At 61.5% G+C, this 18019-nt stretch carries 13 protein-coding genes and 1 tRNA gene; 10 read left to right on the plus strand and 4 right to left on the minus strand.

The window, feature by feature from the left end; genetic code table 11:
* The first annotated feature begins 205 nt into the window (after positions 1 to 205).
* The gene (locus BLR80_RS10075) at positions 206 to 2155 is read left to right on the plus strand and encodes a sigma-54-dependent Fis family transcriptional regulator (RefSeq protein ID WP_092079523.1); all 1950 of its coding nucleotides are present in this window, start codon (positions 206 to 208) and stop codon (positions 2153 to 2155) included.
* A 705-nt stretch (positions 2156 to 2860) separates the two neighbouring features.
* On the opposite strand, the gene BLR80_RS10080 is transcribed toward BLR80_RS10075, so the two are convergent.
* Positions 2861 to 2946: transfer RNA gene (locus BLR80_RS10080), tRNA-Leu, on the minus strand.
* 160 nt (positions 2947 to 3106) lie between these two features.
* Between BLR80_RS10080 and amrS the strand changes: the two genes are divergently transcribed.
* Together amrS and BLR80_RS10090 are read left to right on the plus strand one after the other, a co-directional pair.
* Positions 3107 to 4129 (plus strand): AmmeMemoRadiSam system radical SAM enzyme, encoded by a 1023-nt coding sequence (gene amrS, locus BLR80_RS10085; protein ID WP_092079526.1) that lies wholly within the window; start codon positions 3107 to 3109, stop codon positions 4127 to 4129.
* Positions 4126 to 4533 carry a hypothetical protein gene (locus tag BLR80_RS10090; RefSeq protein ID WP_092079529.1) on the plus strand — a complete coding sequence of 136 codons (408 nt, stop codon included), beginning with the start codon at positions 4126 to 4128 and terminating at the stop codon, positions 4531 to 4533. The genes amrS and BLR80_RS10090 overlap by 4 nt, the downstream gene beginning before the upstream one ends.
* On the opposite strand, the gene yidD is transcribed toward BLR80_RS10090, so the two are convergent.
* Positions 4430 to 4945, minus strand: coding sequence for a membrane protein insertion efficiency factor YidD (gene yidD, locus BLR80_RS10095; protein WP_092079532.1), 516 nt, complete (start codon positions 4943 to 4945; stop codon positions 4430 to 4432). The genes BLR80_RS10090 and yidD overlap by 104 nt on opposite strands.
* Positions 4942 to 6261: a replication-associated recombination protein A gene (locus BLR80_RS10100; protein ID WP_092079535.1), complete on the minus strand. Its 1320-nt coding sequence runs from the start codon at positions 6259 to 6261 to the stop codon at positions 4942 to 4944. Before BLR80_RS10100 ends, yidD begins: the two co-directional genes overlap by 4 nt.
* Positions 6262 to 6485: 224 nt before the next feature.
* Here BLR80_RS10100 and BLR80_RS10105 point away from each other — a divergent pair, with 224 nt between their 5' ends.
* The 3 genes from BLR80_RS10105 to BLR80_RS10115 are packed head-to-tail and all read left to right on the plus strand — an operon-like array spanning position 6486 to position 9490.
* On the plus strand, positions 6486 to 7358 hold the full coding sequence (locus BLR80_RS10105; RefSeq protein ID WP_092079650.1) for an NAD(+)/NADH kinase: 873 nt from the start codon (positions 6486 to 6488) through the stop codon (positions 7356 to 7358).
* A gap of 6 nt (positions 7359 to 7364) precedes the next feature.
* Positions 7365 to 9044, plus strand: a complete 1680-nt coding sequence (gene recN, locus BLR80_RS10110; RefSeq protein WP_092079538.1) for a DNA repair protein RecN — start codon at positions 7365 to 7367, stop codon at positions 9042 to 9044.
* Positions 9041 to 9490, plus strand: a complete 450-nt coding sequence (locus BLR80_RS10115) for an N-acetyltransferase (RefSeq protein ID WP_092079541.1) — start codon at positions 9041 to 9043, stop codon at positions 9488 to 9490. The genes recN and BLR80_RS10115 overlap by 4 nt, the downstream gene beginning before the upstream one ends.
* Positions 9491 to 9621: 131 nt before the next feature.
* Here the strand turns inward: BLR80_RS10115 and BLR80_RS10120 are convergent, their stop codons facing one another.
* Positions 9622 to 12555 (minus strand): insulinase family protein, encoded by a 2934-nt coding sequence (locus tag BLR80_RS10120; protein ID WP_092079544.1) that lies wholly within the window; start codon positions 12553 to 12555, stop codon positions 9622 to 9624.
* Positions 12556 to 12733: 178 nt separating this feature from the next.
* Between BLR80_RS10120 and BLR80_RS10125 the strand changes: the two genes are divergently transcribed.
* The 4 genes from BLR80_RS10125 to BLR80_RS10140 all read left to right on the plus strand — a co-directional run bounded on the left by BLR80_RS10125 (position 12734) and on the right by BLR80_RS10140 (position 17973).
* On the plus strand, positions 12734 to 13504 hold the full coding sequence (locus BLR80_RS10125) for a thioredoxin fold domain-containing protein (RefSeq protein WP_092079547.1): 771 nt from the start codon (positions 12734 to 12736) through the stop codon (positions 13502 to 13504).
* 187 nt (positions 13505 to 13691) lie between these two features.
* Positions 13692 to 14462 (plus strand): enoyl-ACP reductase FabI, encoded by a 771-nt coding sequence (locus BLR80_RS10130; RefSeq protein ID WP_092079550.1) that lies wholly within the window; start codon positions 13692 to 13694, stop codon positions 14460 to 14462.
* Between the two features lie 15 nt (positions 14463 to 14477).
* Entirely contained in the window at positions 14478 to 16109 is a 1632-nt protein-coding gene (gene hflX, locus BLR80_RS10135; RefSeq protein WP_092079553.1) for a GTPase HflX, read from the plus strand.
* A gap of 175 nt (positions 16110 to 16284) precedes the next feature.
* The gene (locus BLR80_RS10140) at positions 16285 to 17973 is read left to right on the plus strand and encodes a LysM peptidoglycan-binding domain-containing protein (protein WP_245691477.1); all 1689 of its coding nucleotides are present in this window, start codon (positions 16285 to 16287) and stop codon (positions 17971 to 17973) included.
* Positions 17974 to 18019 lie beyond the last annotated feature (46 nt).

The raw sequence follows: 18019 nt of genomic DNA on the forward strand, positions 1-18019 counted from the left end.
CAGCATGACGCAGATGGCGCCGTAAACGAACGACTTGTATCGCTCGACCTTGTTCAGTAGAGTCTTGATCAGCATTGTCTTCTTTCGGTTTGGATTGGTTAGTTTCTGCAAAAACCATCCTATCCACCCGGGGGAGACAATGCTCTAATTTTTACCGCCCTCTACCCACAGATTCTGCGGAGGAGGCAAAATTCAGGAGAGAGCAATGACTCGGTTAAGGCGGGACAGGAAAGAGATACTAGAAATCAAGAGCCGCTTTCTTGCTGGCCAACCCCTTCCTAAGGGTATTCTTCCCGACCCCATTCGGCGTTCATGGCAGAGGTGCCGGGAAAAGAATCTGGATATCGCACGCCATCCGAATGAGATATCCAGAGTGTCCCAGGGGGCGGTTGACAGATTCCTGGAACGCAGCAAGGAGCTTTTCATTTATGCCGAGCCTGTCATGTCAGAGCTTCAGGAACAGATTTCGGCAACGCACAGCGCTGTGGTTCTTTGTGATGCCAACGGGGTGGTTCTGCATGCCAGCGGAGATCCTGCCTTTATCGACAAAACCCACCATTTAAACCTGCAACCCGGGGGCATCTGGACCGAGGAAGCCATCGGCACCAACGCCATCGGGACGGCTCTGGTAGAGCGGGTTCCGGTCTCGGTTCACAGTAGTGAGCATTTTCTTATTGCCAACCAGCAGATTAGCTGTTCAGCGGCACCGATCTTCGATGCTTACGAAAAAATTGTCGGCGTGCTGGATGTTTCCAGCGACTGTGGAGTCGACCATCGCCATACCCTGGCCCTGGTCTGTATGTCGGCACAGATCATCGAGAACCAGATTTTTGCTAGCAGCTGTAAGGGCTCAATTCTCCTTCATTTCCATCTGAGACCTGAATTTATCGGTACTCTTTATGGGGGAATTGTTGCCATCTCACCAAGCGGAAAACTGCTGGCCTGTAACCGCTTTGCACGTGCAATTCTGGGTTTGGAAAGCTCTTCCTTGATTGGCCAGGATATCCATGCGCTGTTCACTTTTTCTCCGGCGCAGTTCGCTTCACACCTGAATGATCTCACGGCGCAAGCAATTAGAATTCAGCTACATAATGGCTCAACGCTTTTCGGCCGTTTCCAGTTTGCTGCGGAATCTGCGTGGTCCACCATCTCGTCGGCAGACAAGCAGCAGAAGGTCAAGTCTGTGTCTGACGCCAGCCGTGAAACGAAGCATCTTGATGCCCTCAACCACGGTGATCCGGTGCTTGAAATGGCTATAAAAAAGGCCAAGAAAATCATCAATTATGATATCCCGTTGATTATTCAAGGCGAATCTGGTAGCGGCAAGGAGATGTTTGCCAAAGCGTTCCACGAGGAAAGCCTGCGCCGTAACAAGCCTTTTGTTGCACTCAATTGTGCCGCCATTCCGGAGAATCTGATTGAATCAGAGTTGTTCGGCTATTGTGACGGTGCTTTCACCGGAGCGCGTAAAACGGGCTATGCCGGCAAAATCAAACAAGCTGACGGCGGTACCCTGTTTTTGGATGAAATCGGCGACATGCCCTTGAATCTGCAGGTTCGGCTGCTGCGCGTGCTGCAGGAACGCAGCGTTACGCCCCTTGGTGGGACAAAATCTTTAGTCGTCGATTTGAGAATTGTCTGCGCCACAAATAAGCGCCTTTTTGACGAAGTGAAGGCAGGTCGCTTTAGAGAAGATCTTTATTACCGCCTCAATGGTTTGGTCATTGAGTTACCTCCACTCAGAAAACGGCAGGACAAACTAAGGCTAGCCCAAAAAATTCTGGAACAGGACAGAAAGCATGTGCCGGTTGAATTCTCGAATCAAGTCCTGAATCTGTTTGTTCAGCACAACTGGCCAGGAAACATCCGTCAAATGGTAAATGTTATTAGAACGGCACTTGCTCTCAGTGATGGGAATAACCAAATCCGACTGGAACATCTGCCCGATGACTTTCTGCAGCAGTCAGAGAATAAAACTGAGCTCGCCAATTCTGAAAAAAGTGCGACTTGCTGTCTGAAAACTCAGGGGGACTTCCTCATCCATCAGACACTTCGCCAGGAAAATGGCAACATGTCGGCAGCCGCCAGCAAACTGGGGATCTCCCGTTCGACTCTCTATCGTAAAATGAAGGCACTGGGGAATGTCATCAATTGACGGGCTGGGTGGTACGCTGGCATAGCAGTGTGGAGATATTCGTCATGAGCACCACAAGCTGTAGCGGCGAGCCACATTTCGGCAGAACGAAATTGCAGAAGAATGATTCTTTTTATTGAATAACCAGTATGTTAAGCGGGAAAAAGGGACTGTTTGAGGATTGGCACTGGTAATGCAAAAGAAGGATGACATAGAGCGTCACTGAGACGTTTTAAGAAGTACCCTGAAGATGTGGAAGGCGTGGATAACTGTCCCCGCAACAGTTCCCACAATAACCCCGAAACATTTTCAACCTCCACCTTGCCGGGTGCGCATTTTTATACCTCCTTGGCGCACCCGGTTTTTTTATCCATCCCGGCCGATAGCTGCACGGGATCTTCCCGGCCGGCCGGCTCTGGCTTATGCTCCGTGGCATCGTCGCAGACGACCACAAGGAGAAGGGGCGGACTTCCCAGTTGTGTCTCTGTGATCATCTGCATTCAATATCTTGCCCTGGCTGCTGTTACATGCCGTGTGTTCGCTGTGGCGGTGCATTAACGGATGACCTCCACCTGAAAAATAAACGCAGAAAGGCCGGAACCCTCAGTCTTGCTTGGGGTTCCGGCCTCTTTTTGTGCATCCGGTCGTTATTGCTTGTGCTCTATTCTGCGATGTATCTAATGACACATCGCGGGGCCTGCAGCTAACTTGCCAGATTTATTCAGTTGGTGCCGAAGGCCGGGATCGAACCGGCACGCCCGGAAGGCATCGGTTTTTGAGACCGACGTGTCTACCAATTCCACCACTTCGGCGTAGGTAAGGCGGGATTATAGAGACTTGGCCGGCAGGGGTCAAGTTTTTATCTGTGGTCACAGATGCTGCCGGGGCAGATTTTATAGCGTCACTTCCTGTTGCCGGGTGGATTTTTTGCTAGACTTCCTGTCTGCGGGAAATTACGGGGGGGAGGCGATTATGGACGTGGCGCTGTATTGGCAGGCGCAAGCCGACGGGCGGGTACGTTGTCTTTTGTGCCCGCACCGGTGTCTGATCGGGCCGGGCCAGCGGGGGTTGTGTCAGGTGCGGCAGAACCGGGATGGCATGCTGCTGAGTTTGAATTGCCAGCGGATTGTGGCTCTGCATGTCGATCCGGTGGAAAAAAAGCCCCTGTTTCACTATGCCCCCGGCAGCCGTACCCTGTCGCTGGCGGCAGCCGGCTGTAACCTGCGTTGCCGTCATTGCCAGAATGCGGCCATTTCCCAGGTGCGCGGGCCCGTGCCGGGTGAGCGGCTGGAACCGGCCCAACTGGTGGCGCAGGCACGGGCCAGTGGCTGTCGCAGTCTGGCCTATACCTATACCGAACCGACGGTTTTCTTTGAAACGGTGTTGAAGACGGCGCGGGCCGCCCGCGATGCCGGGTTGGACAACCTGCTGGTCAGCAACGGCTATATCGCACCGGAACCCTTGCTCCAATTGGCACCGTTGCTGGCTGCGGCCAACATCGACCTGAAGGCGTTTTCAGACCCGGTTTATCGTCAGCTGTGCGGTGCCCGGCTGGAACCGGTGTTGGCCAGTTTGCGGCTGCTGCGCAGGCTGGGGGTCTGGCTGGAGGTGACGACCCTGGTGATTCCTGGCTACAACGACGATACGCAACAGTTGCGCCAGATCGCCGGTTTTATTGCCACGGAACTGGGAGAGCAAACGCCCTGGCATCTCAGTGCTTTTTTCCCGGCTTACCAGCTGCTGGATGTGCCACCAACGCCGGCCGCAACCCTGGAACAGGCCTGGCAGATTGGCCGTGACCAGGGCCTGCGCCATGTCTACACCGGCAATCTGGCGGCGGGGCAGGAAGAAACCTTCTGCAGCGGTTGCGGTCGGCTGTTGATCAGCCGACGGGGCTATCGTCTGATCCAGGTTGAGCTGCAGCAGGGATGTTGCCGTTTTTGCCGAACGCCTCTGGCTGGGGTGGCGCTCGCGGATTGCGGGGCGGTTGCATGAGTCAGCTGCCGGATCGCCGACGTCTTGATGATGGCCGTTATGCCAATGATCGTCGTATGGGCCGAGAACGCCGCCAGGGACCGGATCTGGCGCAGCAGCTGTTGCGTATGCTGGCCGCGCTGAGCTGGCTGCTGGTGTTGGCCGCCTTTTTTCTGATCAGTCTGGCCAAGCCGCAGACGGAAACCTTTTTCGAGCGCTATAACAATTTGCCGGTGCAGACGCAATGGAACGCCGAACTGCTGGTTTATGTGTTCTGGCTGCTGCTGGCGGCTATCCTCTGTGGCGGGCTGGGGCTGGGGTTTAATCTGCTGCGTTTGCGTCGGCGCGATGATTCCGTGCGGTTGTCGCTGGTGCTGGCCGGTCTGCTGTCGCTGCTGGGCTTGTTGTGGTTTCTGCGCCTGTGAGGGGGGCGGGCTGGCGACAGGCCAGCCAGAAGTCGTTGTTCTCCAGCGGATCGGCATAGCGCACCGGATTGAAGCTGGGCAGGGGGTGGGTTTTTTCCGCCGGACTGGTTTCATGCAGCAGCCGGTCAACGGTGAGACAGGTGCCGAGCACGGGGCCATGGCGTTGCAGGGCCTGCAGGGCATAGGCGCTGCAACTGGGATACATGGGGCAGCGCGGGCTGTCCACCGGGCTGATGTAGCGTTGGAAGAAGCGGATGCCCTGTATCAGCGGGTTCAGGCTCTCATCCGGGTGTGGCGCGGCCGTGGTGGGTGTTGATGGCGGTTGCCAGCAATCGGCCGAAGCCTGGGCGAGGGGCATAACCCGGCTGACACACAGCAGAATCACTGCCACCGACAGGGCCTGCTTCATCATGGCTGAGGCGGATTTTGCTGCCGCAACTGCTGCAGATAGCGCAACCGTTCGGCCATGGTTTTTTCGTAGCCGCGGTCAACGGGTTGATAGAACTGCTGTCCGACCAGAGCTTCGGGCAGGTAGTCCTGCGCCAGATAGCCTTCGGCGCTGTCGTGGGCGTAGCGGTAACCGGCGCCGTAGCCCTGCGCCTTCATCAGGCGGGTCGGAGCATTGCGCAGATGCAGCGGCACGGGCAGGCTGCCGCTGCGACGCACCTCGGCCTGGGCGGCATTGATGGCGGCATAGGCGGCGTTGCTTTTGGGTGCGCAGGCCAGATAGCTGGTGGCCTGGGCCAGCACAATGCGGCCCTCCGGCATGCCGATGAACTGCAGGGCTTGCTGGGCCGCCACGGCCAGCTGTAAGCCGCGTGGATCAGCATTGCCGATATCCTCGGCGGCCAGAATTACCAGCCGGCGGACGATAAACAGCGGATCTTCTCCCGCTTCGATCAGGCGTGCCAGCCAGTAGAGGGCACCATCGGGATCGCTGCCGCGTACACTTTTGATCAGGGCGGAGATGACATTGTAGTGCTCCTCGGCGCCCTTGTCGTAACGCAGGCTGCGTTGTTGCAGCAGTTCGGCCAATTCCGGGGCGCGCACAGGACGGCCTTGAGCCATGCTGGCGACCAGCTCCAGATTGCCCAAGGCGATGCGGGCATCGCCGTCGGCCTGTGCGGCCAGCCAGTCGAGGCTTTCGTCGTCGATGGCCAGAGTCTGATCGGCCAGCCCTGCCGGGCTGGTCAGGGCACGCTGGAGCAGCTGGCGGATGTCGGCCACCTCCAGCGGATGAAGCACGAACACGCGGGTGCGCGACAGAAGTGCGGCATTGACCTCGAAGGACGGATTCTCCGTGGTGGCACCGATCAGCACGATGTCGCCCTGTTCCACGGCGGGCAGAAAGGCGTCCTGCTGTGCCTTGTTCAGGCGGTGGATTTCGTCGACAAACAGCAGGGTGCGGCGGCTGTAGAGCTGGCGCTGCTGCCGCGCCTCGGCGATAAGTGCCCGGAAATCCTTGACACCGTGGGCAATGGCGGAATAGGAGACGAAACGACAACGGGTGGTGCGGGCGATCACCTGGGCCAGGCTGGTTTTGCCGCAACCGGGCGGCCCCCAGAAAATGGCCGAACTGAGCCGGTCCTGCTCGATCAACTGGCGCAGAGGACGGCCGGGGGCCAGCAGATGGGCCTGGCCGGCTACGTCGTCGAGCTGTTGCGGCCGCAGCCGCTCGGCTAGCGGTGTCTGTCCATCCAGGCGGGTTTCAGAAAAAAGGTCTGTCATTTCGATTGGTTTTCCTCGTGTTCGGGCAGTCGGCGATGGCGCTACTGTAGCATGGCCGGCCGCCGTGCTCAACGGCCGTGACCCTGCCCTGGCGGTCGTGGACATTGAAAAAACCCTGTGCTAGAGTGCCGCATCTTTGCCTGCCGGCGGGATGACGCTGCTGGTGGCGTTCCCGCTCAGGTGGCATCCTCGTGGAGGTTCGCGGGCGAAACATGAAGACTGCGATACGCGTAATCGGAATCTATGCCAAGCGGACCAATCCCGATGCCATCACCGTGGCCGGGCAGCTGTGCCGCTATCTGACCGGACGCGGTGTGGCTGTGCTGGTCGAGACGCGTCTGGCCGAGGATTTGCGGGGCCGGGATGCCGCGGAGAACCTTCCTGCCGCCGATGCCGCCAGCCTGCCAGGCCAGGTTGATGCCATTGTGGTGCTTGGCGGCGATGGCACCCTGATTTCGGTGGCGCGCGATGTCGGTGCGCTGGCGGTTCCCATTCTGGGGGTGAACCTCGGCAGCCTGGGTTTTCTCACTGAAATCACTCTGGAGGAGCTTTATCCCCAGCTGGAACGGGTGCTGGCCGGTGATTTCACCGTTTCCGAGCGCATCATGCTGCAGGCCCAGATCGTGCGCGACCGCTTGCCTCTGGCCCAGTACCATGTGCTCAATGATGTGGTTATCAACAAAGGGGCCCTGGCCCGCATCATCGACATGGAGGTCTGGGTCAACGACGACTATCTGACCACCTTCAAGGCCGATGGCCTGATCGTGTCCTCGCCCACCGGCTCGACGGCCTACAATCTGGCGGCCGGCGGCCCGATTGTCTATCCCGGTCTGCACTGTCTGCTCATCACTCCCATCTGTCCCCATACCCTCACCAATCGCCCCATCATTGTATCGGACAACGCCGTTATCCAGATTCGCATGGCCTTCGACAGTGAGCGGGTGTTCTGCACCGCCGATGGCCAGGTGGGCATGGCGTTGCAGGGGCGTGACGTGGTGGAAATCCGCAAGGCCGAGATGTGCACCCATCTGATCAAGAGCGCCAGCAAGAATTATTTTGAGGTGCTGCGGGCCAAACTGCGCTGGGGGGAGCGCTAGCCTCCCATGTTGTGTGAGCTGATGATCCGCAATCTGGCGGTAATCGAACAGGTGCGCTTGCGCTTCGCGCCGGGGTTCAGTGTGTTGAGCGGTGAAACCGGTGCCGGCAAATCCATCATCATTGATGCCGTCGGTCTGCTGCTGGGCCAGCGTATGCGTGCTGACATGGTGCGCGCCGGCGCTGAACAGGGGCAGGTCGAGGCCCTGTTCGATCTTCAGCAGCAGCCACAGCTGGGCCAATGGCTGCACGACAACGGCCTGGCCGATCCCGATGACGGCGCCAGTCTGCTGCTTAAACGGGTGCTGCTGCCCCAGGGCAAAAGCCGGGTGTACATCAATGGCACCCTGGCCACGGTGGGACAGCTGCAGCAGGTGACGGCCCCCCTGCTGGCGATTTTCGGTCAGCACGAACAGCAGCAGCTGCAGCAGGTGGACAGTCATCTGGCCCTGCTTGAAGCCTATGGTGACTGTGTCGCCGCACGGCAGGGGTATGCCGAATGCTATGCCCGGCTGCGCACGCTGGATGGCGCGATTGCTGAGCTGCAGCAGCAGTGCCAGCAGCGTCAGCAGCGCCAGGAATTGCTGGACTTTCAGTGTCGCGAGCTGGAACAGGCGCGGCTGCAGCACGGCGAATATGCCGCCCTGCAGCAGGAACGGCTGCGGCTGCAGCATGGCGAACGGCTGAGTGCCTTGTGCCTGGGCGGCTTTGCCCGCCTTTATGGCGATCCGGGAGCGCTGTGCGAAACCCTTGGCACCCTCGCCGGCCAGCTCGAGGCCTTGCAGACGATCGAGCCCGGACTGGTCAGCCCCCTACAGGCTGTGCGCGATGCCCTTTATGGCTTGGAGGACGCGGCCGCCCAGCTGCGTCAACTGGGTGAGCAGATCAGCTTCGATGCCGAGCAGCAGGAGCGGGTCGAGGAACGGGTGGCGCTGCTGCAACAGCTGCAGCGCAAGTATCAGTGTGACGAGGACGGTCTGCTGGCCCGCCAGCAGCAGCTGCAGCAGGAACACCAGCAGCTGCACGACAGCGACAGCCGGCTGGAGCAGCTGCGTCAGCAACGCCAGCAGGCTGCGGCCGAACTGGGTCGCAGCGGTGAGGAACTGTCGCAGCGGCGCCGTCAGGCGGCCCGGCGCTTGTGTCAGGCGGTTGAAACTGAGCTGGCAGCCCTGGCCATGCCCCAGGCCCGGTTTGACGTCTGTTTTGAAACGCTGACCGAACCTCAGGCCAGCGGACTGGAGCGGGCGGAATTTTATTTCAGCGCCAATCCGGGGCAGCCTCTCAAGCCGCTGGCGGCAACCGCCTCGGGTGGCGAACTGTCGCGCGTGATGCTGGCGTTGCGCAAGGCGGCACCTGGGGTCGACCAGCTGCCGACGCTGATCTTTGACGAGGTCGATGCCGGCATCGGCGGCCGGGCCGCCACGGCGGTGGGGCGCTGTCTGAAGGCTGTGGCCCGTGATCGTCAGGTGCTCTGTGTCACTCATCTGCCGCAGGTGGCGGCCTTTGCCGACCAGCAGTACCGTATTGAGAAACAGGTGGAGCAGGGCCAGACCCGCACGGCTGTCGACCAGCTTGATCGCCAGGGCCGGATCGCCGAACTCTCCCGCATGCTTGGCGGCGCCCAGCAGGACCGTCACAGCAGCGAACATGCCCGCACCCTGCTGGATCGCAGTCAGGAGGAGTCATGATCCGCAAGGCCCGAATCGCCGATGCCGCCGCCATTCACCGGTTGCTGAGCAACTATGCCGGCGAGGGCAAGATGCTCTCGCGTTCGCTGGCGGAAATCTACCAAGTGATCCGCTCGTTTTATGTCTACGAAGAGCTGGGCGAGGTGGTGGGGATTGTCAGCCTGCAGATCTGGTGGGAGGATTTGGCCGAGGTGCGCTCGCTGGCCGTCGATGCCAGCCAGGCGGGCAAGGGCTGTGGTCGTCAGCTGGTGCAGGCCTGTCTCGATGAGGCGCGCGAACTCGGCATCGGCCGCGTTTTCGCGCTCACCTATCAGCAGGACTTTTTCGCCCGCCTCGGTTTTGGCGTTATCGATAAAAGCGCCCTGCCACAGAAGATCTGGGGCGACTGTGTCAAATGCCCGAAATTTCCCAATTGCGATGAGATTGCCATGTTGCGTACCCCTTAGCCGGCAGCAGGTAGACCAAAAAACGACCTGTCTTTGGCGTAACGCCATGCGCAGCATCAAACGACCTACCAGGGGCGGGAGGCCAGCGGCTTCCCGCCCCTGATGCGTGAAGGCCTGCAGGGGTGAACGGGTTACAACCGTTCGAGTTGCAGCTCGGTCAGCTGGGGCAGAACCTGCTGAAGTTGCTGCTCCCCGGCGAGAATGCCAATGGCGCTGGAGCCGTTGGCGAGATAACGCTGGGCAGCCTGCTGCAGGGCGTTGCGGTCAACCTGCCGCAGCTGATCGCGGAACAGCTGGCGCTGGGCCCAACTCAGCCCCTGCAGTTGGCAGGCAAACTCGGTGGCGGCGCGGCCGGCGGGGGACTGGGGCCGGTCGTGGGCACTGAAAACCGACAGGATCGCTTCCTTGATGTCCTGTTCGCCGAAGCGGCCTTGGCAGGCCCAGGCGATTGCGTCGTCGTAGACCTGCAGGGTGCGCTGAATGTGCGGGTCGCGGTAGGACAGCAGCGCAAACAGGCCGGCTTCGCTGTTGCTGCTGGCCATGCCGCCATAGGCGCCGCCTTTTTCACGGATTTCGCGGTGCAGGAAACCGGCTCGCAGCAGCGCCGCCAGCACCTTGAGGGCGGCGGCGTCCGGATGACAGAAGGGCACGGTGCGGAAGTTGCGGGTGACATAGGCCACTGGCACCGAGGTGGCAAAGGCCAGGGGCACCGTGTGGCTGCTGAAAGGTGCGGGTGTTTGCGGCGTGACCGGCCCGGCCGGCAGGGTCTGAAACAGATCGGCCAGGGCCTGCCTGCCGGCTGCCATACGGTCGGCACCGCAGCACAGCGCGGCCTTAAGGGTGCCGCGCTGCAGCAGACCGCGGGCCATGCGACCGAGTTTGTCGGCCAGATCGGTCAGATCGTCGGGTTTTCTGGCGGCCAGCAGGCGGACAAAACGCAGCTGGTGCAGGCCGCTCCAGTGCTCGCGTTGCCAGCCTGCCGGGGTCAGACCGGCTGCGGCGGCCCGTGCGGCAAAGCTGTGGCCGGCTCCCGGAATGGCATTTTCCCAGCTGCTTTTGATCTGGCCAATGACCGTCGCAAGGCGTTTGAGATCGCTGAAATCGGCGCTGGTGGCCAAGTCGCCGAGCAGTTGGCACAGGGGTACGATGTTGCGGTCAAGAGCCTTGCCGCGCAGGCGAATCCAGCTGTCAAAGCGGTCGAGATTGGCGATGTCGTCCAGAATCTCGGCACTGCAGCGAATGCCGCCGGTAACGGCTTCCATGCGCTCGGCCAGGGTGATATAGCTCTGGCCGGCGGCACCCACCTGGGTCAGCAGGCTGCAGAACAACGGCACATAGGGGCGCAGTTCCGCGTCCAGGGCGGCGGCGTTGAAGTAAAGGCTGACATAGCTCAGGCCGTTGGTGGGCTGTTCAAAACAGGTCAGGGCAACGGCGCTATTCTGGACGGGCTGCCCTTCGGTGCGCGGTTCCTCGGCGGCGATATCGCTCAGTTCCAGGTCGGGCAGGCAGCTGACATCCTCCTGCTGTTCCTGTTGCTGTTGCAGCTGGCGGGCCTGATCGATCAGCTGCTGCCGGCCGCTGCTGTCGAGCCTGGCGGCCAGTTCGGCCAGCCGTGCCTGCTCCAGCTGATTCTGCTGGTTTTGCAACGCGGTGTCCGGCGCCAGGCACAGGGTCAGGCGATGGGGATTGTCGAGCAGCCAGCGGCGAATGCGCGCGCCGAAGACATCTCCCTCGGCCAGCTCGTGCCGCAGGCGCTTCAGCTGGCTGTCGAATTGCAGGGGCGAGAGCGGATCGTCGCAGTGCAGCCAGGGGCCCAGAAGGCGCATCAGCAGGCTGATGGGGTAGGGGTAACCGTCGCCGCTGACTTCGCGGTTGGCCAGTTCCAGCCGGTGGATGGCGGCCTCGATACGTTCGGTGCTGAAGCCCTCATGGGCCAGCTGTGCCAGGCAGTTGAGCACGCAGTCCTCAATGGCTTGCTGGTGCTGGGGTTCGCTGCCCTGCAGGCCAACGGCGAAGCAGGTGGTGCGGTAATCGTCGTGGTAGCCGCTGCCGGGGGTCAGGTGGCTGCCCAGCCCCGTATCCAGCAGGGCCTTGTAGAGCGGTGCCGCCGGGTTGCCAAGCAGCAACTGGCCCAGCAGGGTCAGCAACAGACGCTCGTAGCTGTCATCGATGGGGCAGGCTAGCCAGGCCAGATGGATCAGGCTTTTGCCGGCCGGATCGTCGCCGGTATCAAGGGGATAGGTTTCCCGCACCCGCAGGGGTGCCGACAGTGGTGGCTGCGGCGCCACGCTGAAATCGGCCGCGTTGCGTTCGAAATGACAAAGCACCTGGGCGTCGATCTGACGCAGATGATCGGCCAGCGGGAAGGTACCGTAGGTAAAGAAGCAGGCGTTGGACGGATGGTAACAGCGGGTGTGAAAATCCTTCAGCTGCTGGTGGGTCAGATCGGGAATGGCAGAGGGTTCACCGCCGCTGTTGTGGCGGTAGCAGCTGTCGGGATACAGATGCCGGGTGGTGCGGCGCGCCAGCAGGGAGGCCGGATCGGCCATGGCCCCTTTCATTTCGTTGTAGACCACGCCTTTAAAGCACAGCGGGCTGGCAGGATTGTCGCTTTCGCTGAACTCCAGCCGGTGGCCCTCCTGGGCAAAATCAAGGGGCCGCAGCAGCGGGAAAAAGGCGGCGTCCAGATAGACGTTGAGCAGATTGTCGAAATCCTTGCGGTTCTGGCTGGAGAAGGGATAACAGGTCCAGTCGCTGGCGGTAAAGGCGTTCATGAAGCTGTTGAGGCTGCGCTTGAGCATGGTAAAAAAAGGATCGCGCACCGGGAACCGCTGCGAACCGCATAACACCGTATGCTCCAGAATGTGGGCGACACCGGTGGAATCCTCCGGCGGGGTACGGAAGGCGACAGCAAACAGGTTGTTGCTGTCGTTGCAGGCGATATGCACAAAGCGGGCGCCGGTGCGCTCGTGGCGCAGTTGCAGCAGGCAGGCATTCAGCTCCGTCAGCTCAGAGGAGTGTTGCAGGGAAAAACCGGCGGGCAGGTCGGCGGGCAGTGCGGTCATGAAGGCTCCGAATCAGAACAGGGGTGAAGTCTGGCAGGAAATGCAGGATATGTTAAGGTAGCGGCCGAGTTGACCGGCAAGATGCGACAGCCTACACCAAAAGTGTCGCAGGGGAAAGGCCGAGTCGGCCGTTACCACGGTCGTCTTTTATTCACGAACACCACGAGGAGGGTTTCAAATGCCCATTGCGAAGCGAAACTGTTGGCGTTTAGCACTGATTGCCGCCCTGCTGACCCTGGCCACCCCGGCCGTTCTGCTGGGCTTTGGTGATCAGGGTTGTGGCGCCGGTGCCTGTACCGATTGCCACAGTCTCACACCCCAGCAGGCCAAGGCACTGTTGCCGTCCGGGGTGGACCAGATTCACCGGGTGGTGCCGGCCGAGGTTGGCGGGTTGTGGCAAGTTGAAGGCGAAAGCCAGGGCCAGCGTTTTACCGTCTGGGTCGATTTTTCCGGCCGCTACCTGATAGCCGGCAACATCATCCGCCTGAAGGATGGTGCCGATATCAGCAAGCGGGTGGAACTGGCGGAACTGCAGGCCCTGCCTGCCGTGCGGCTGGGGGCGGCCGAGGCACCGGTGGTGGTCGAGGTGCTCACCGATGTGCACTGCCAGCATTGCCGGACGCTGCACCAGCAGATGCAGCAGGTGGTGCAGCAGCGTCCCGAGGTGGCGTTCCGTATCCATCTGCTGCCGCTGATGATGACCAGCGCCGAAGCGGCCGCGTTGCAGCAGGCCAATTCGCTGGAGGCGCTGGAGCGGGCCTATCGGCAGGAGGAAATGGAGCTGCCGTCGGCCGATACCGCCGCGGTTGAGGCCCTGAAGGATTACGCCCGGCGCTGGCAGTTGCGCGGCACGCCGGTGCTGGTGCTGCCCGACGGACTGGTGCTGAGCGGCGCACGGCCGGCCGCGCGGCTTATCGAAGCGCTGCAGCCGTTTCTGCCGGCACCCTGAGCGGCTTCAGTGGCAGGGGCGGGACAACAGCCCGGTTGCTTTTGTCGTGCCGATCTGCTAGAACAGCCCGTCACGGTCAGGTTCGCCTGATCGGCGCGGATGGATGGAAACGCAGAAATCAGCGGGCGGCCAGCGCCGCCCGCTTGTGTGTTGTGCGCTGCATAACCGAACGAGGAGAACAGAATCTATGGGGCTGATGACAGGAAAGCGGGGAATCATTTTCGGTGTTGCCAACGAGATGAGCATTGCCTGGGGGATCGCCCAGCAGTTGCGGGCCCAGGGTGCGACCCTGGCCTTCACCTATCTTAACGAGGCGCTGGAAAAACGCGTGCGGCCGCTGGCCGAAAGCCTCGATGCCGAACTGATCCTGCCCTGTGATGTGGCCAACGATGCCGATATCGAAGCGGTGTTCAATACCCTGGCCGAAGAGTGGGATGGCCTTGATTTCGTTGTCCATGCCGTTGCTTTCGCCAACCGTGAGGATCTGCACAAGCCCTTCAGCCAGACCAGCCGTGAAGGTTTTGCCCTGGCTATGGACATCAGCGCCTATTCCCTGGTGGCCGTCACGCGCTGCGCTGCGCCCCTGATGAACGAGGGCGGCAGTATCCTGACACTGACGTATCTGGGATCGACCCGCGCCGTGCCCAACTATAATGTGATGGGCGTGGCCAAGGCGGCGCTGGAGGCTTCGGTACGTTATCTGGCGGCGGAACTGGGCGAGAAGGGCATCCGGGTCAACGCCATTTCCGCCGGCCCGATCCGCACCCTGGCGGCGTCGGGCATCGCCAATTTTCGCGCCAAGATCAAGCTGATGGACGATTTCGCGCCGTTGCGGCGCACCGTCACCCAGGAAGAGGTGGGCAAGAGCGCGGTCTATTTCCTGTCCGATCTGGCCAGCGGCGTGACCGGCGAGGTCCATCTGGTCGATGGCGGCTTCAACATCGTTGTCAGTGCCTAAACGGGTGACACGGCCATGATCCATGGCCAGACCGGTGGACTGAAGTCGAGCCAGATCAAGGCACTGGAGCGACTTTACCAGCGTCGGTGCAGTCCGCAGCAGCTGCTGTCATCGGATTTGGCCCACAGTCTGTGTGGCCTGTCGCGTGAACTGAATCGCCAGCTGGGCCTGATCATCGATCGCGGCGGTGCGGTGCGTCATGTCATCGTTGGCGACGATCGCCAGATTCTCATCCCGGATCTGAGCGGCTTTGCCACGGGGCGCAGTGGCCTGCGCGGCCTACGCTGCATCCATACCCACCTGCGCGATGAACCCCTCTCCGATGACGATCTGACCGACCTGGCGTTGCTGCGGCTCGACCTGATGGTTGCCATTGGCGTGGCCGCAGATGGCGCGCCGGCCGGCTGTCATTATGCGCATCTGTTGCCGCCCAACCCTCAGGGTCGCCAGGTGGAGCAGCAGCAGGTGCGGCATTTCTTTCAGCTGCAGCTTGATCTGCGAGCCTTTTTGCAGGCCCTCGAAGATGAACTTGAACGCACCCTGCAGCAGAGCATCGACCTGTCCGATCCGCGCGAGCGTGCCATCCTGTTGTCGGTTGGCAAGGGCTCACTCAAGGCGCTGGAGGACTCCCTCAGCGAACTGCGAGAACTGGCCCGCAGTGCCGACGTGCTGGTACTTGATCAGGTGATCCAGCGGCCGCAACGGCTCAATCCGCGCTTTCTGATGGGTGAGGGCAAGCTCAAGGAGGTGGTGATCCGCGCCCTGCAGCAGCGCGCCACCCTGCTGATCTTCGACCAGGATCTCAGCCCCAATCAGGTGCGCAGCATAACCGCCCTGACCGATCTGAAGGTGCTCGACCGCAGCCAGCTGATCCTCGACATCTTTGCCCGGCGCGCCCATACCCTCGATGGCAAGGTGCAGGTTGAGCTGGCGCAGCTCAAATACATACTGCCGCGCCTGACCGGCAAGGGCACGGCTTTTTCCCGGCTGATGGGTGGCATTGGTGGCCGCGGGCCGGGTGAAACCAAGCTGGAAATCGACCGCCGGCGCATTCGTGAGCGGATTGCCCGGCTGGAGCAGCGGCTGCAGCAACTGGCCCGCCAGCGACTGCAGCGGCGGCAGAAACGTCAGCGCGCTGATCTGCCCATCGTGTCCATTGTCGGTTATACCAACGCCGGCAAATCGACACTGCTCAATGCCCTGACCCGCAGTGCCGTGCGGGCCGAGGATCTGCTGTTCGCCACACTGGATACCGCCACCCGGCGGCTGCGCTTTCCCAGCGAACGTGAACTGATTGTCACCGACACCGTCGGCTTCATCCGCCAACTGCCCGAGGGCCTGATGGGCGCCTTCCGCGCCACGCTGGAGGAGATGGAGGATGCCGATCTGCTGCTGCATGTGGTTGACCTGGCCAACCCCTGTTTTGAGGAGCAGATTCTGGCGGTGGAACAGATCCTGGCTGAACTGGACCTGGCACGCATTCCACGGCTGCTGGTGTTCAACAAGATTGATCTGGTGGCGCCGGTCGAGGTAGCCGCCTGTTGCCGTCGCTATGGCGCCGTGCCGGTCAGTGCCTGCGAGCCGGACAGTTTCGCGCCTTTGCTGCAGCAGCTACAACAGCGTTTCTGGCCGACGGCGGCCAGTTGACAGTTTCGTCGATTTTCTATAGCTTCGGCGGAATCTCCGTGTTCCTCAACTGGCGACAGTCGTCGCCAAATCTGTGGCACCGTGGCGACCGGCGTTAAATTCTCTGTCGATTGGCCACTGCCCCCTGCTCGTGTCGGTGCCTGTGCCGGGCCGATACGCGGGAGATCCCAGACTCGTGAAAAATCGCTATTTTGTTCTGTTGCTGGTGCTGCTGCTGTGTGGCTGCGCCGGCCCGGCGTCGCTGTCCTGGCGTCCGGCAGAGCGGCCCGCGTCCGGCCTGGACGAAGAAATGGACGCGAGCGGCTTTCTGGCCTTTGATGGGTCAGCCGAAGTGCTGCTGCAGCGGGAGGTGGCGCTGGCTGACAGTGCCGCTGACATCGTGGCGGATGACGCCGAAACTCAAGAGGATAACGTTGTTCTGACGGTACAGCTGCCCGATGCGCCGGAACCGGAAGCGCCGGAAACGTTGGCGGCTGTTGCCGAGCCCGTTGTCGCCGCGCCGGTGGCGCCGCGGTATGATTTTCCGGTGGTTGAGAATGCCCGGGTGCAGGCCTTCATCGATTACTACACCGGTCCGGGCCGACGGACCTTCAGCCGCTGGCTGGAGCGTTCCGGCCGTTATCTGCCGTTGATGAGCGAGATCTTTGCCGAGGAGGGCCTGCCGCGCGACCTGGCCCTGCTGGCCATGATCGAATCCGGTTTCAACAGCAATGCGCGTAGTTGGGCCAACGCTGTCGGCTATTGGCAGTTTCTTGATTCCACGGGTCGACTGTACGGTCTGCGCAACGACTGGTGGCGCGATGAACGGCGCGATCTGGAGAAGTCAACCCGCGCCGCCGGTCGTTACCTGAAGGATCTGTACAGCAAGTTCGATGACTGGTATCTGGCGGTGGCGGCCTACAACGCCGGGCCGGGAACCATCGGCCGGGCTATTCGCCGCAGTGACAGCCGCGACTTCTGGCAGCTGGCGCGCGGCAAGGATCTGCAGTTGGAAACGCGCAATTACCTGCCCAAGCTGCTGGCGGCGCTGATTATCAGCAAGCAGCCGGAGGAGTACGGTTTCGACGCGATCCGCTATGAGCAGCCCTTCCGTTTCGAGCGGGTGGAGCTGCCCCAGGCGACGGATCTGGAGCTGGTCGCCCGCCTGCTCGACAGCGATTATGAAACCCTCAAGGAGCTTAATCCCGAACTCAAGCGCTGGTGTACGCCGCCGGGCGAGCGGGGTTATCGTCTGCGTGTACCGCCGGGCAGTGCCTCTGATTTCGCTGAAAAATATGCCGCCATCCCGCCGCAGGAGCGGGCCCGCTACCACCGTTACCAGGTTCGCCCCGGCGATACCCTTGGACGACTGGCCCAGCGTCACGGCGTGGCGGTCAACGACCTGATCGCCCTCAACCGTATCCGCAACCCGCGGGCGCTCAAGGTTGGTCAGGATCTGATCCTGCCACTGCAGGCTGGCGTGGCCACTCCGCTTTTGGCTGAACAGTCAAGCGAAGGGGATCGCGGCAGCCGGCAAAGTTATCGTGTGCAAAGTGGCGACAGCCTGTGGAAGATTGCCCGTGCCCATCAGGTGAGCGAAAAGGACCTGCGCCTGTGGAACCGCCTGGGCTGGAGCAGCCTGCTGCAGCCGGGCCAGACCCTGCTGGTCTCGGCGCCGCCGCAACGTGCGCAACTGGCCCAGGTCGCGACGCCGGCGCAGCAGCGGGTGGCCTACCGGGTCAAGACTGGCGACACCCTTTGGGGTATCAGCCGGCGCTTTGGTGTGGCGGCCGGTTCCATCCGCCAGTGGAACAATCTGGCGGAAAACCATGTGTTGCAGCCGGGCGAGACCCTGACTCTGCTGGTAACCGGCGGCCGTTCCTGATCGGCGGCGTTCATCCGGCAGCCACTGGCCTGTTGCCCGATTTGTT

It is taken from the genome of Desulfuromonas thiophila, from assembly GCF_900101955.1.
In the GTDB taxonomy this organism is placed as follows: Bacteria; Desulfobacterota; Desulfuromonadia; order Desulfuromonadales; family Desulfuromonadaceae; genus Pseudodesulfuromonas; species Pseudodesulfuromonas thiophila.

Excerpts from the sequence above, each read along its gene's own strand:
- BLR80_RS10075 (WP_092079523.1), top strand. The coding sequence starts at position 206 with ATGACTCGGTTAAGGCGGGACAGGAAAGAGATACTAGAAATCAAGAGC.
- amrS (WP_092079526.1), top strand. The coding sequence starts at position 3,107 with ATGGACGTGGCGCTGTATTGGCAGGCGCAAGCCGACGGGCGGGTACGT.
- BLR80_RS10090 (WP_092079529.1), top strand. The coding sequence starts at position 4,126 with ATGAGTCAGCTGCCGGATCGCCGACGTCTTGATGATGGCCGTTATGCC.
- yidD (WP_092079532.1), bottom strand. The coding sequence starts at position 4,945 with ATGATGAAGCAGGCCCTGTCGGTGGCAGTGATTCTGCTGTGTGTCAGC.
- BLR80_RS10100 (WP_092079535.1), bottom strand. The coding sequence starts at position 6,261 with ATGACAGACCTTTTTTCTGAAACCCGCCTGGATGGACAGACACCGCTA.
- recN (WP_092079538.1), top strand. The coding sequence starts at position 7,365 with ATGTTGTGTGAGCTGATGATCCGCAATCTGGCGGTAATCGAACAGGTG.
- BLR80_RS10115 (WP_092079541.1), top strand. The coding sequence starts at position 9,041 with ATGATCCGCAAGGCCCGAATCGCCGATGCCGCCGCCATTCACCGGTTG.
- BLR80_RS10120 (WP_092079544.1), bottom strand. The coding sequence starts at position 12,555 with ATGACCGCACTGCCCGCCGACCTGCCCGCCGGTTTTTCCCTGCAACAC.
- BLR80_RS10125 (WP_092079547.1), top strand. The coding sequence starts at position 12,734 with ATGCCCATTGCGAAGCGAAACTGTTGGCGTTTAGCACTGATTGCCGCC.
- BLR80_RS10130 (WP_092079550.1), top strand. The coding sequence starts at position 13,692 with ATGGGGCTGATGACAGGAAAGCGGGGAATCATTTTCGGTGTTGCCAAC.
- hflX (WP_092079553.1), top strand. The coding sequence starts at position 14,478 with ATGATCCATGGCCAGACCGGTGGACTGAAGTCGAGCCAGATCAAGGCA.